This window comes from Streptomyces sp. NPDC051136 (assembly GCF_044455745.1).
Taxonomy (GTDB): Bacteria; Actinomycetota; Actinomycetes; order Streptomycetales; family Streptomycetaceae; genus Streptomyces.
Map to the genome: position 1 here is coordinate 271,099 of NZ_JBITFE010000010.1, position 12,543 is coordinate 283,641.

11 protein-coding genes are annotated in these 12,543 nt (G+C 73.4%); 3 read left to right on the plus strand and 8 right to left on the minus strand.

The window, feature by feature from the left end:
* Positions 1–291 precede the first annotated feature (291 nt).
* The gene (locus ACIBCJ_RS28365; protein WP_362095827.1) at positions 292–1,434 is read right to left on the minus strand and encodes an aminoglycoside phosphotransferase family protein; all 1,143 of its coding nucleotides are present in this window, start codon (positions 1,432–1,434) and stop codon (positions 292–294) included.
* Positions 1,435–1,728: 294 nt separating this feature from the next.
* On the opposite strand from ACIBCJ_RS28365, the gene ACIBCJ_RS28370 reads away from it, so the two are divergent.
* Entirely contained in the window at positions 1,729–3,237 is a 1,509-nt protein-coding gene (locus tag ACIBCJ_RS28370) for a hypothetical protein (RefSeq protein ID WP_365979862.1), read from the plus strand.
* Between the two features lie 33 nt (positions 3,238–3,270).
* On the opposite strand, the gene ACIBCJ_RS28375 is transcribed toward ACIBCJ_RS28370, so the two are convergent.
* The 4 genes from ACIBCJ_RS28375 to ACIBCJ_RS28390 form a co-directional block, all read right to left on the minus strand.
* Positions 3,271–4,614 carry a PAS domain-containing protein gene (locus tag ACIBCJ_RS28375; RefSeq protein WP_365979863.1) on the minus strand — a complete coding sequence of 448 codons (1,344 nt, stop codon included), beginning with the start codon at positions 4,612–4,614 and terminating at the stop codon, positions 3,271–3,273.
* Positions 4,615–4,887: 273 nt separating this feature from the next.
* Complete coding sequence (locus ACIBCJ_RS28380) at positions 4,888–5,907, minus strand: Gfo/Idh/MocA family oxidoreductase (RefSeq protein WP_365979864.1); 1,020 nt, start codon at positions 5,905–5,907, stop codon at positions 4,888–4,890.
* A 116-nt stretch (positions 5,908–6,023) separates the two neighbouring features.
* Positions 6,024–7,118 (minus strand): chemotaxis protein, encoded by a 1,095-nt coding sequence (locus tag ACIBCJ_RS28385; RefSeq protein WP_362507035.1) that lies wholly within the window; start codon positions 7,116–7,118, stop codon positions 6,024–6,026.
* A gap of 52 nt (positions 7,119–7,170) precedes the next feature.
* Complete coding sequence (locus tag ACIBCJ_RS28390; RefSeq protein WP_365979865.1) at positions 7,171–8,820, minus strand: alpha/beta hydrolase; 1,650 nt, start codon at positions 8,818–8,820, stop codon at positions 7,171–7,173.
* Positions 8,821–9,054: 234 nt separating this feature from the next.
* Here ACIBCJ_RS28390 and ACIBCJ_RS28395 point away from each other — a divergent pair, with 234 nt between their 5' ends.
* Positions 9,055–9,771: a chaplin gene (locus ACIBCJ_RS28395; protein WP_365979866.1), complete on the plus strand. Its 717-nt coding sequence runs from the start codon at positions 9,055–9,057 to the stop codon at positions 9,769–9,771.
* Between the two features lie 43 nt (positions 9,772–9,814).
* On the opposite strand, the gene ACIBCJ_RS28400 is transcribed toward ACIBCJ_RS28395, so the two are convergent.
* The gene (locus ACIBCJ_RS28400; protein ID WP_365979867.1) at positions 9,815–10,300 is read right to left on the minus strand and encodes a nucleoside deaminase; all 486 of its coding nucleotides are present in this window, start codon (positions 10,298–10,300) and stop codon (positions 9,815–9,817) included.
* A 151-nt stretch (positions 10,301–10,451) separates the two neighbouring features.
* On the opposite strand from ACIBCJ_RS28400, the gene ACIBCJ_RS28405 reads away from it, so the two are divergent.
* A complete protein-coding gene (locus tag ACIBCJ_RS28405) occupies positions 10,452–11,417 on the plus strand; it encodes an SDR family oxidoreductase (protein ID WP_365979868.1) in 966 nt (321 codons plus the stop codon).
* Between the two features lie 19 nt (positions 11,418–11,436).
* Here ACIBCJ_RS28405 and ACIBCJ_RS28410 read toward each other — a convergent pair whose 3' ends face one another.
* Together ACIBCJ_RS28410 and ACIBCJ_RS28415 are read right to left on the minus strand one after the other, a co-directional pair.
* Entirely contained in the window at positions 11,437–11,706 is a 270-nt protein-coding gene (locus tag ACIBCJ_RS28410; RefSeq protein ID WP_133886638.1) for a GlsB/YeaQ/YmgE family stress response membrane protein, read from the minus strand.
* Between the two features lie 176 nt (positions 11,707–11,882).
* Positions 11,883–12,326, minus strand: a complete 444-nt coding sequence (locus tag ACIBCJ_RS28415) for an SPW repeat protein (RefSeq protein WP_133886637.1) — start codon at positions 12,324–12,326, stop codon at positions 11,883–11,885.
* Between the last annotated feature and the right edge of the window lie 217 nt (positions 12,327–12,543).

A 12,543-nucleotide genomic window follows, 5' to 3' on the forward strand; every position in this document is an offset into this window, starting at 1 on the left:
GCGGCCTCCTGAGACGGTCGGGCGGGACGGGGCGTGGGGGGACGTGCGGGGCCGGGCGTGGGTCAGTGGTACCCGGCAGTCCGACGATCCGTCAATCATGCCGTCGCGGCGGCGATTTCCCACGTCAGCAGGGGGTCCGGCGGGTTTCGTGGCGGCGGCGCACCGGCCTGCGCGGCGTCAGTGGCGTACACCAATGGCCCCTGCACCCACCCGGTTGGCGGAGACACCAGAAAGCGGTGTGCTCCCAGCAGGAGCACACCGCGGACCACCGTCTTCCCTACGTCCCTCCCGTCAGCGCGTACCGACCGCCGCCCGCACCGCCCGGCGCGCCATCTGACAGTCGTCGTGCAGCCGGCGCAGCAGCAGCCGCTGCTCCTCGCCGGTCGGCGCGGCACCCGGATGGGCCGGCGCCGACGGCGCGGCGACCGTGTCGTGCATCGAACGCTGCACGGCCGTCTCGTACGTACGGATCTCCCTGGTCAGTACGAGCATCAGGTTCACCAGGAACGCGTCGCGCGCCGCCGTGCCCGTCGACTGGGCGATCTGGCTGATCTGACGGCGGGCCGCCGGGGCGTCGCCGAGGACGGCCCACAGCGTCGCCAGGTCGTAACCCGGCAGGTACCAGCCCGCGTGCTCCCAGTCCACCAGCACCGGACCGGCCGGGGACATGAGGATGTTGGACAGCAGCGCGTCACCGTGGCAGAACTGGCCCATGCCCTGCCGTCCGCCGGCATGGGCGATGCCGTGCAGCAGCTTCTGCAGGTCGCCCAGGTCCCGGTCGGTGAGCAGCCCCAGCTCGTGGTAGCGGGCGATCCGGGCCGCGTAGTCCAGCGGGGCGTCGAAGGTGCCGGCCGGCGGCCGCCAGGCGTTCAGCCGGCAGACCGCTCCGATCGCCGCCCTGATGTCCGCCCGCGGCGGGGCCTCCAGGGGATGCCGCTGCAGTGCGGCCACCCGTCCGGGCATCCGCTCGATCACCAGCGTGCCGTTGTCCGGATCCGCCGCGATCAGCCTCGGCACCCGCACCGGAGGGCGCTGCCGGACGAACGAGCGGTATGCCCCTATCTCGTGCCGGCTGCGCTCCGCCCAGGCGGGGGAGTGGTCCACTAAACACTTGGCCACCGCCGTGCTGCGCCCGGTCGTCCCGACCAGGAGCACGGAACGCCCGCTGCGCCGCAGCACCTGCACGGGAGAGAACTCCGGGCAGATCCGGTGCACGGCGGCGATCGCCGTGCGCAGTTGGGCGCCCTGGGGGCCGGACAGGTCGATTCTTCCGCTGAGCGGCTGCGTGCCGGGCCCCGCGCCGAGCCGCGCCCTGCCGGCTCCGAGCGCCGGGGCCGCCGGACGCGCGGGGGCGAGGTAGGGGCCGCCGCCCGCCGTCGGGCGGGGGTGCAGCGAGCGCTGCGGGGCGGACACGGAGGACGATGCTGCGTACATGGGCGAGACAGATCCCTTCGTGTGCCTGCTGTGCCTGCCTGAAGTGCGCTGCCCGTCCGGCCCGTTCGGTGCCGGGGGTCGCGCCTTCCGAAAGCCGTCGCGCCGCCCGACCGGCCGCCCGGGACCACCCTGGGGAGTACCCCCGCGGCGACCGGGTCGGGGTGGCGCATTCCTACCTGACACCCGGCCGCCCGTGGCACACCATCTGGCGCACCCTGGCGAACGGTGGCGAATAGTCGCCCGGCAACCCGCACGGGGCTACTGTCAACTCAGCCGAGAACCTGGGGGCTTGACGTGAGCAAAGAACCCAACACCCGTCTGTCGGACCTGTTCGGCCTGGCCGGCTGGTCCAAGGGCGAGCTCGCGAGGCTGGTCAACCGGCAGGCGGCGGCCATGGGCCACCCCCAGCTGGCGACCGACACCTCGCGGGTGCGGCGGTGGATCGACATGGGAGAGATCCCGCGCGATCCGGTGCCGCGGGTGCTGGCGGTTCTGTTCACCGAGCGTCTCGGCCGTGTCGTGACCATCGAGGACCTCGGTCTGGTCCGGCACGGGCGTGCGGGGAAACGGCCGCCCGGCGGGAGCGAAGAGCATCCCGACGGAGTGCCGTGGGCGCCCGAGCGGACTGCGGCGGTCCTCACCGAATTCACGGGAATGGACCTCATGCTCAACCGACGCGGCTTGGTGGGCGCGGGCGCCGCGCTCGCCACGGGCCCCGCACTCAGCAGCGCCATGCACGACTGGCTGCACACCGATCCGGCCCTGGCGGCCGACGCCCCCGACCTCCGCACACCCCTGCACGCCGACCCCGCTGGGTTCGACCGGTACGAGGCCGCCCCCATCGGGTCGCAGGAAGTGGAGGAACTGGAGCGCTCGGTCGAGGTGTTCCGCGCCTGGGACGCCGCCCGCGGCGGCGGACTCCAGCGCAAGGCCGTGGTGGGCCAGCTCAACGAGGTGGGCGGCATGCTCGCCTACCACCACCCACCCCATCTCCAGCGCCGCCTGTGGGGCGTCGCGGCCAACCTCGCCGTCCTCGCGGGCTGGATGTCGCACGACGTCGGCCTGGAACCCACGGCGCAGAAGTACTTCGTCATCGCCGCGCACGCGGCGCGCGAGGGCGGCGACCGGCCCCGGGCGGGCGAGGCCCTCTCCCGGGCGGCCCGCCAGATGGTGCACCTGGGCAAGCCCGACGAGGCGCTGGACCTGATGAAGCTCGCCCAGTCCGGCTCCGGCGAGCAGGTACTGCCGCGGACCAAGGCCATGCTGTACACCATCGAGGCCTGGGCGCAGGCGGCCATGGGCAAGGGCCAGGCGATGCGCCGCACCCTGGGCCGGGCCGAGGACCTTTTCGTCTCCGACAAGGCGGACGTGCCGCCCCCGGACTGGATGCAGACGTTCAAGGAGGAGGACCTGTACGGCATGCAGGCTCTGGCCTACCGGACGCTCGCCGAGTTCGAGCCCGGGGCCGCCGCGCACGCGCAGCACTACGCGGACAAGGCCCTGGCCCTGAGGATCGACGGCCGGCAGCGGTCGAAGATCTTCGACTACCTGTCGATGGCCTCCGCCTGCTTCATCGCCGACGACCCCGAGCAGGCGGACCGGTACGCGCGGCTGGCTCTGGTGTCGATGGGGTCCAACTCCTCCCGGCGGACCTGGGACCGGCTGCGCCAGATGTACCGGCTCACCGCCGAGTACACCGGCTACCCGAAGATCCAGGAACTGCGCGAGGAGATCAAGCTGGCGCTGCCCAAGACGAGGTCGGCCAAGGGGAAGGGGCCGGACGGCACCGCCGCGCCGGCGTAGGGCGCGACACGCTCCGCCGGTCCCGTCGAGGGACTAGGGCATGATCCGGGCCACCAGCAGGCAGGCGTCCCGACGCCCCGGCAGCTCGCCGAGTTCCCGCGTCACGATCGCCATGGCACGGTGGGCCGATTCCGCCCCGGTCAGATCGGGAGCCAGCGCGAGGAGGTGCTCCACGGCCTCCGGTTCGAGTGCCCCCGTGTGCAGGAGCAGCAGGTCGCCCGCTTCGAGGGCCGCCTCGGTGTGCCCGGACGGTCTGTCCTGGGCGGATGAGACGTCCTGGGTGGATGAGACGTCCTGCGCGGCCGTCCTGTCCTGTCCGGACAGGACGTGCCCCGTCCCGCCGCGGAACAGCAGCGGGGCGGACCCCGCGGTGTGCGCCCAGCTCAGGGTGCGGGTGCCCGGCCGGTACCCGCAGTACAGGGCCGCGCGCACCGGTGGCAGGGCGGTGGCCCCGATCAAGCCGGTGAGCCGGTCGCGGAGTCGTGCGGGCGGGCCTCCGGCCAGCGCCAGACCGCGCAGGGCGCCGATGAGCACCGCCGGGCCGTGCGCCTCGGTGCCCGGTGCCTCCAAGTCGCCGACGGTGAGGAGGGTTTCGTCGCCGTCGGCGAGCGGACACGCGTCGTACCAGCCGCCGTACGGCGACCGCTGGGCCGTCGGAGACAGGTGCGCGGCGGCCAGGTCCAGGCCGGGCCGGCCCTCGTCCGGGAAGCGCAGGAGGGCGTGCCAGGGCGGCGGCGGAGGGTGCCGGAGCCCGTCACGGGTCTCGCTCACCGCCCGCTGGCTGCGCCGCAGTTCACTGACGTCCCGCAGCACCGCCCACATCGAGGCGGTGCTGCCGTCGGCGTCGAGCACGGGCTCGCCCATCATGTGCACGGTGCGCACGGCCCCGTCGGGGTGGACGACGCGGAACTCGCCGTCGATGGGCCGGGCGTCGACCAGGCAGTCCGTGACCATCGCGGTCAGCTTCGGGCGGTCCTCGGTGAGCACCAGGGAGGGCAGTTCGTCGAGGCTCAGTGGGGCGGAAGCGGGGTCGCGGCCCAGGATGGGGAAGAGTTCCCCGGACCACTCGGCCTCGTCCGTCAGCAGGTTCCACTCCGCGCTGCCGACCCGGCTGAGCAGTGAACCGGGGCGTGGCGAGGGCGCCGGACCGTCCCGCAGCTGCGCCAAGTGCGCGTCGAGATCGGTGAGTTGGTGCAACGCCAGGTCGTACAGGGCGCGCTGCCAGCGTCCCCGGGGGTCCGCCGCGTCGTCCCGGCTGCCCCGCCGCACCGCGTCCACGTCGCCCCGCAGCCGCCGCGTCTGCGATATGAGTGCCTCGACCGGGCCGTTCCCCGGAGGCTGGGCGGCCGGGTGGTCCGCGGAGAGATGGGACGACATGACGCACTCCGATGTGCTGACGGTACGACCGAGGTGGATCCGAGACGGGCGGGAAGGACCGTTACGACTGTTGCACAGGCCGCCACGGCTCGTAAGGGATTCGGCGACACACGATACGGTGGTGCTTTTGGCATATGCCATAGTCTTCCCGGCGCGAGTCCGGTACGCGTCCCACCCACCCCGCACTCGGGGCAAGTCGTAGACTGCCTACGGGACTTGGCGGGTGCCGGAGCGCCGGAACGTCGTCGCTCGGATGTTCGTCGGACCCCTGTTCTATGCCGGGTCGTGCACAGCCGGCCGGGGCGCCAGTTCGACGGGCGTGCGCGCGCCCGTCTCCAGCGCCCGCACCCCGGCCTCGGCGGTCGCGGCGGCCGCGTACCCGTCCCAGGTGCCCGGCCCGGTCACCTGTCCCCGCCGGGTGGCGTCCACCCAGCTCTGCACCTCACGGTCGTACGCGTCCGCGAACCGTACGAGGTAGTCCTGCGGCACCTCCTCCCGCGCGCCGCCCGCCGCCGTCACCACCATGGTGTGCGCCTGGCCGATCCGGGCGCTGCCCGCCTCGCAGACGGCCTCGCACCGCACCTCGTAGCCGAAGCCGCAGTTGACGAAGATCTCCACGTCCACCACGGCGCCGCCCTCGGTCTCGAAGAGCACCAACTGCGGGTCGAGCAGCCCCTCGGGCGCACCCGCCGACGGACGCGGACGCAGCACCGTCACCGCGCTCAGCTCCTGGCCGAGCAGCCAGCGGGCCGCGTCGATCTCGTGCGAGACGGAGCTGTTGACCAGCATCGCCGAGGTGAAGTGCGGCGGGGAGGAGACGTTGCGGTGCACGCAGTGCAGCATCAGCGGCCGGCCGAGGCGTCCGCCGTCCAGGAGGGACTTGAGCTGCCGGTACTCGGCGTCGTAGCGGCGCATGAACCCGATCTGCGCCAGCCTCCTGCCCAGCCGCGCCTCCGCCTCCACCACGCGCAGCGCGCCCGCGGAGTCCGGCACCATGGGCTTCTCGCACAGGACCGGCAGCCCGCGGGCGAAGGCGGCCAGCAGCGCCTCCTCGTGCGCCTCGCCCGGCGAGGCGATCAGGACGGCCTCCACGCCCGGCGCGTCCAGCGCGGCCTCGGCGTCCGTGTGCACGGTGACCCCGCCGATCCCGGCCGCGGCCTCCTTCGCCCGCTCGGAGTCGGTGTCCGCCACCGCGGCCACCCGGGCGCCGCTCACCACCCGGTCCAGGCGCCGTACGTGGTCGGCGCCCATGTGCCCCGCGCCCAGGACCGCCACACCCAGAAGTTCACTCACCCGCGCCCGCTCCTTCGCCGTCCGCCGCGCACCCGCGCACGGCGGGTACGTGTACGACGAACAGGCTTTCACGCCCGTCAAGGGCCCGGATGCGGCAGCCGGCGCGGCGGCCCGCCTCAGTACCGCAGGACGCCCGCGATGCCCTCCACGTCCCCTAGCGCGCCGTCCGGTACGAAGCGCACGTCGGCGCCGGTCTCCAGACACTGCTCGACGATCTCGTCCACGATGTCCTCGCGGGCGTCGAGGTCGCCGTCGCTCGCCGGGAGCAGGTGCTCGCCGTCGTCGCGCATCGTCACCTTGAAGTTCTCCTCGACGGCCAGCAGCCGGACGCGGCCCGTGTGGGCGCTCTCCCACAACTCGTCGACCCCGGCCGCGAAGTCCTTGCGGCCGCGGGCCGCGTCCAGTTCCCTGGCCACCGCCTCGACCGACCCGCGCGCCTCGTCCTCCAGCACCGGGCGGATCGCCTGCCACACCGCCTCGGCGGAACCGTGCGCGAGCCCGCCGTGCGGGACGAGCACCGCGTCCGAGGCGAGCGCGCCCGCCTCGTCGAACAGGGAGAGCGCCGGCTCGGGACCGGTGACGTACAGCGGCCGGGGATGGGCGCGCAGCACCTTGCCCATCGCGGAGTCGGCGTCCCGCAGGAACCTGCGGGTGCCCTCGTCCCGGAACGTGCTCGGCGCGTCGCCGATCCGCTCCTGGCGTTCGGGGTCGAAGTCCTCCTCGGGCCGGTCGAGCGGGAAGCCGCCGAGGTGTTCCTCGACGACCCGGCCCCCGCCGCCGTTCCACAGCTTGACGCGGTCGGCGGCGACCGACAGGACCCAGAACGGCCGCTCGGCGGCCTGCGCGGCGACGAGGCTGCGGGTCAGGAAGGTGTCCGAGAGGACCACGCGCTCGGGCACGGAGCGGCTGAGCGTCCAGACCTGGTGCTCACCGGGAGCCGCGAAGATCGCCAGACCGTCCTCGGCGTGGGTCAGGTCGACCTCGGCCAGCGCCCGGTCCAGCTCTTCGGACACCGCCGCGCGCCGGTCGCGGCTGACCGCGGGGTCCTCCTCCAGCCGCTTCTTGGCCGTGGCCACGGCGTTGCGCAGCCGGACGCGGTCCTGGGCGTTGTCCGGCTCGCGGCGGTGCGTCGGCGTCAGTACGGACACGGCCGGGTAGGGGCGCGGGCGCCGCAGCTCGGCGAGGGTGGCGGGACTCAGATCGTGCTCCATGACAGCACGATAGGACCGATGGGCATATCGGGCATTCGGAACGGCCGCCCGTTCAGTCGGAACCGTCCTCGCCGGCGGACCCGGAACCGCACGAGCTGCCGTCGGGCGGCAGGGAGCCGTACAGCAGGAAGTCGTCGACCTTGCGGTGCACGCACCCGGAGGACGCGTAGCCGGTGTGCCCCTCGCCCCGGTTGTCCAGGACCACGGCGGAGGGGCCGAGCCGGTCGGCCGTCTCCGTCGTCCAGCGGTACGGAGTGGCCGGATCGCCGCGGGTGCCGACCAGCAGCATCCTGGCGGTGTCGAGCTTCTTCACGTCGTCCCGGATGTAGTCCGTGCCCCTGGGCCGGCCGTAGCACATCAGCACCTGGGTGAGCCGGTACCGGCCGAAGACGGGTGAGGCCTCCTCGTAGCGTGCGCGCAGCCGGCCGAGGGACGCGGTGACCTGGGCGGCGGTGGGCCGGTCGGGGTCGTCGGCGCAGTTGATCGCCATCAGGGCGGCCGGGAGGTTGTCCATGGGGACGTCCTCCTCGTCGGTCAGTCCGGCGCCGCCCCCGTTGTCGTGCGGGGAGGTGCGGCCGGGGGCGCGCACCGGGAAGGTGACGCCGCCGGAGGAGAAGCCCTCCAGGCCGCGGGTGTCACCGTCCCCGACCAACTGCGCCAGCGCCCGCTCCAGAGAGGGCCACAGATCCCGGCTGTACAGCGCCTGACCGATCGCACCGACCAGGTCCTGCCCGGTGAAGGGCTCGCCGAAGGCCGACGGCACCGGGTCGGAGTCGAGGGAGGCGACGAGCCGTACGACCTCTTCCCGGGCGGCGCGGGCGTCCTGGCCGAACGGGCAGGCGACGTCCTCCACGCACCAGTCGAGGAAGTTCTCCAGTGCGGTCTGCTGCCCGCGCGCCCCGGCCAGTCCCTGCTCGGCCAGCGGCTCCGTCAGGGTGTCCACGCCGTCCAGCACCATCCGGCCGACCTTGTCGGGGAACTGCGCCGCGTACACCGCGCCCAGCCGGGTCCCGTAGGAGAAGCCCAGGTAGTTGAGCCGGCCGTCGCCGAGCGCCCGGCGCATCACGTCCATGTCGCGCGCGGCGTCCACCGTGCCTATGTGCGGCAGCACGGGGCCGGAGTACTCGGCCGCCGCGTCGCGCAGCCGCGCCAGCACGTCCCGCGGGTCGGCCGCTCCCTCGTCCCCGCCCGTCGCCTCCATGATCTTCAGGGTGGCCGGTCCGCAGGAGACCGGGGAGGACCGGCCGACGCCGCGGGGATCGAAGGTCACGACGTCGTAGCCGTTGGTGAGGTGCATGAACTCCTTGCCGCTCACGGCGAGTTCGTCGACGCCGGAACCACCGGGACCGCCGAAGTTCAGCAGGACGGAGCCGCGTGAGCGGCCGGTCGCCCGGTACCGGGCGAGGGCCACGTCGAGGGTCCTCCCCCCGGGCCGCGCGTAGTCGACGGGCACGGTGACCTTGCCGCACTGCAGGTCCCGGGGCATCTCCGTGCCCCGGCACGCCGACCAGGTGACCTTCTGGTCGTAGAACCGGGACAGGTCGGGCCGGGCGGCCCGCCCGGCCGCCGTGGCCGCGGCGCCGTCGGTGCTCTCGGCGGCCGCGGCGGGCAGGCCCGCACCCAGCAGGGCCAGACCGAGCACTGCGGTGGCCGCGCGGCGCCGGACCGGGGGCCGAGTCTCCAGCATGGGCTTGGCCTGCATCGATGCCTCCAGGACGCCCCGTCGCGGACCGGTGGGTCGGCGCCCTCGCTCACTGTAAGGGGGCTCCGCGGCCGCCGCCTCCGGGCGGTGTCCCGGCGAGCGGCGCACCGCTTGTTCGATGAACCGCCCACTCGATGGGGTGAAAGACCGATAAGCCATAACTCGGATGGTGCGCACACGGTTTAACCGGTGCGGGCGAGCGCCCGCGACCATGTCTGGAAGGCAGGGAACCTCATGAGAAGGGTTACCCGAAATGGTGTGCTCGCCGTCGCCGCATCGGGCGCGCTGGCCGTGACGATGCCGGCGTACGCGGCGTTCGCGTCCGACGGCGCGGGCGCCGAAGGGGCCGCGGCCGGATCGCCGGGACTGATCTCCGGCAACACCGTCCAGCTCCCGGTGGACGTGCCGGTCAACGTGTGCGGCAACACCGTGAACGTGGTGGGTCTCCTCAACCCGGCCGCGGGCAACAGCTGCGCCGACACCGGCCGGGCCCAGGCGTCGCACCCGCGGGCTTCGCACCGGGGCGCGGGCACCTCAGGCAGTACGTCCGGGAAGGCGTCCGGCGGTGCGGTCGCCGAGGGCGGCGGAAACGACTCGCCGGGCGTGCTCTCCGGCGACGGGGTGCAGCTGCCGGTGGACCTCCCGGTGAACGTCACCGGCAACAGCGTCAACGTGGTCGGCATCGGCAACCCGGCCGTCGGCAACGAGTCGACGAACGGCCCCGGCGACCACCCGCGGCCCGTACGGCCCCCGGCGGAGCCGGAGCCGCCCGCCCCCGAGGAGGAGCGCACCGCACCCGCGCCGTCCCCGCACGCCGCGCCGCCGCGGGAGCGGGTCTCCCTCGCCCACACCGGGGCGGACGGGACCCTCCCCGCCCTCGCCGGCTCGGCCGCGCTCCTGCTGGGCGGGGTCGCCCTCCGCCGGCGCTTCCGGCCGGGCGCCGAGAGCTGACCGTGCTCCCCGGGGCGCCCGCCGTCGAGGCGGGCGCCCCCGCTCAGCCGCGTCCGCCGTGGAAGCGCCGGTGCAATGCGTGGATCTCCTCGGTGAGCCCGGGCACCGGGCCCTCCACGGTCACGCCGGGCGCCACCTCCCGCACCGGGAGCGCCCGTACCGGCGGCGACGGTACGCCCCAGTCCGCCAGCCAGGCGCCCAGTTGCTCCGACGAGGCGACGTACACGATGCGCCCCAGTCCCACCCACGCGTGGGCGGCGGCGCACATCGGACAGTGCTCGCCGGACGTGTACACCGTGGCCGCCGCCCGTTCCCCCGGGGTCAGGTGGGCGGCGGACCAGCGGGCGAGCTCGAACTCCGGGTGACGGGTCCGGTCGCCCGAGGCGACCCGGTTGCGGTCCTCGGCCAGCACGGCGCCGTCCCCGCCCGCCAGTACCGACCCGAACGGCTCGTCGCCCGCCTCCAGCGCCTCGGCCGCCAGCTCCACGCAACGGCGCAGATGGCGCAGTTCGGCGTCCTTCACGGCCATGGAGTACCGCCCTTCCGGTGGCTTGATCCTTTCCGCCCAGCCTAGGGCCCTTCACCCGGCACCGTTGTCGGAACTCGTCGCGCGAGTTAAGGTATATAACCAAGAGGAAAAGTTATAGCGTGTGCGAGACGTGCCGGACGACAGGAGTGCCATGACCACCGCAACCCCAACCCCGCAGCCTCGGGCCCCGCACACCGTCCTGGGATCCGGCCCGGCCGGCACGGCGCTCGCCCGTGAGCTGGTGCGCAGAGGGCATCCGGTCCGGCTGGTGGACCGCAGGGCCGCCGGTCCCGAGATCGAGGGCGTCGAGCGGTTCGCCGCCGACGTGAGCACGGCCGACGGGGCCCGCGCCGCCCTGGGCGACGCCGACGTCGTGCACCACTGCGTCAACGTCGCCTATCACCTCCAGGTAGAGGTGATGCCCCGGATCCAGGAAGCCGTCCTGGCCGCCGTCGCGGCGAGCGGCGCCCGCCTGGTCGTACTCGACACGCTCTACCCGTACGGCGAGACCGGGGGAGTGGTGATGACCGAGGAGAGCCCCTGGAAGGCGACCAGCCGCAAGGGGCGGATGCGCGCCGAGCTGGACGAGCGGTACCTCGACGCGCACCGGTCCGGCCGGGCCCGGGTGGTCCTCGGCCGCAGCGCCGACTTCGTCGGTCCCGGGGTCCTCAACTCGTCACTGGGCGCGGCCGTCTTCCCCGGCGCGCTCACCGGTGGGGAGGTCGTCGCCCTGGGCGACATCGATCTGCCGCACAGCTACACCGGCATAGCCGACGTGGCGGCCGGCCTCGCCACACTCGGGGAACACCCCGAGGGCGACGGGCGGGTCTGGCACCTGCCGTCCGCACCGGCCGTCAGTACGCGCGAGATCCACGCGATGGTCGCGCGGCGCGTCGGCCGCCCGCTGAACGTCGTGGTGCTCGAACGGCCCCGGCCCTACGGGCCCTTCGACGACCGGATGATGGCCGAGTACGAGGAGATGTTCTACCAGCACACGGAGCCGCAGATCATGGACTCCGGTGCGTTCGAGCGGTTCTTCGGGGTGGCTCCGACCGCGCTCGCGGACACCGTGGACGCGACCGTCACCTGGTACGAGGAGTGGCTCCGCAACCGGTGACGGCCGGGTCCGTCCGTCCTCAACGGCCGGGGCGCGACCGGGAACGGTCCAGTGCGGCCACGCCGACCGCGGCCAGAGCGATCTGGATGAGCCACTCGACCCAGTCGACCCCGTCGGTGTCGGCCACGTCGAACGCCGACGCGACCCACGACCCGACGAACGCGGCCGCGATGCCGACGAGGATCGTCCACAGGACGCCGATGCGCTGCCGGCCGGGAACGACCAGCCTGCCCAGCACGCCGATGACGACACCGATGACGATGGCGCTGATTATGCCGTCGATCTCCATCTCCACCCCTTCATGTCAAGGTTCTCGCAGTAGTGCGTCTGCCCACTGCGGGCGGGTGCAGTCCGGCGGTCCCGGCCGTCGCCCGCGGGCGCGTGACCGGTGGCGCGGGCGGGGCGCACACGCGCCGGGCCGGCCCGCTGGTGCGGGCCGGCCCGGCGCCGTTTCCTCCCCTGTGTCTAGTGCCTGTGCGGGGCGCTCCGCGCCGCCGTGCCGGCGCAGACCATGCCCAGGACCAGGGCCAGTGCCCCGATGATGATGTTGTTCCAGATGACGCCGGCGTCCGGGCTCGAGCCCACGATCCACGGCGAGATGATCATCCACACGCCGATCGCGCACATGGCCCAGCTGAGGCCGTACATGCGCTCCGGGGCGCGGGTGAATCCGAGGGCCAGCAGACCGATGGCGATGCCCACGATCAGGTTGTGGGCCACGAGTGAGGGCTGACTGGTGGTGAAGTGGAGTATCCACGGGGACACGGCACAGTAGAGGCCGAGCAGGAACACCGGCCCGTCCACCAGTGCCACGTCGCGACCACCGAGCATGCGCGCGTAGCGCGCTTGCATTTCCGGGGCGTCCGGGTGGCTGGTGATGTCACCTCGGGGGTGCGAGACGTTGGCCATGAGTCGTCTCCTTTGACTTCGCAGGCCGACCGCTTCTGGTGCGGTGTGCGGTAGCGCCGCATATGTTCATTCTGCTCTTATTTCGGCCTTATGTGTAGTCGTGGGCGCTCTGGGATCCCGGGCCCGCGTGATCGTCGCGCGGCGGCCGGATCCCGGCGCCGCGCATTGTCACGCCCGTGTGAAATCCGGTTCCGCGATCCGGGACCGGTCCGCATCT

What these genes read in the sequence shown, in the direction of transcription:
- ACIBCJ_RS28405 (WP_365979868.1), top strand. Translation starts at nt 10,452, where the DNA reads ATGACCACCGCAACCCCAACCCCGCAGCCTCGGGCCCCGCACACCGTC.
- ACIBCJ_RS28375 (WP_365979863.1), bottom strand. Translation starts at nt 4,614, where the DNA reads ATGTCGTCCCATCTCTCCGCGGACCACCCGGCCGCCCAGCCTCCGGGG.
- ACIBCJ_RS28390 (WP_365979865.1), bottom strand. Translation starts at nt 8,820, where the DNA reads ATGCAGGCCAAGCCCATGCTGGAGACTCGGCCCCCGGTCCGGCGCCGC.
- ACIBCJ_RS28395 (WP_365979866.1), top strand. Translation starts at nt 9,055, where the DNA reads ATGAGAAGGGTTACCCGAAATGGTGTGCTCGCCGTCGCCGCATCGGGC.
- ACIBCJ_RS28365 (WP_362095827.1), bottom strand. Translation starts at nt 1,434, where the DNA reads ATGTACGCAGCATCGTCCTCCGTGTCCGCCCCGCAGCGCTCGCTGCAC.
- ACIBCJ_RS28385 (WP_362507035.1), bottom strand. Translation starts at nt 7,118, where the DNA reads ATGGAGCACGATCTGAGTCCCGCCACCCTCGCCGAGCTGCGGCGCCCG.
- ACIBCJ_RS28415 (WP_133886637.1), bottom strand. Translation starts at nt 12,326, where the DNA reads ATGGCCAACGTCTCGCACCCCCGAGGTGACATCACCAGCCACCCGGAC.
- ACIBCJ_RS28400 (WP_365979867.1), bottom strand. Translation starts at nt 10,300, where the DNA reads ATGGCCGTGAAGGACGCCGAACTGCGCCATCTGCGCCGTTGCGTGGAG.
- ACIBCJ_RS28410 (WP_133886638.1), bottom strand. Translation starts at nt 11,706, where the DNA reads ATGGAGATCGACGGCATAATCAGCGCCATCGTCATCGGTGTCGTCATC.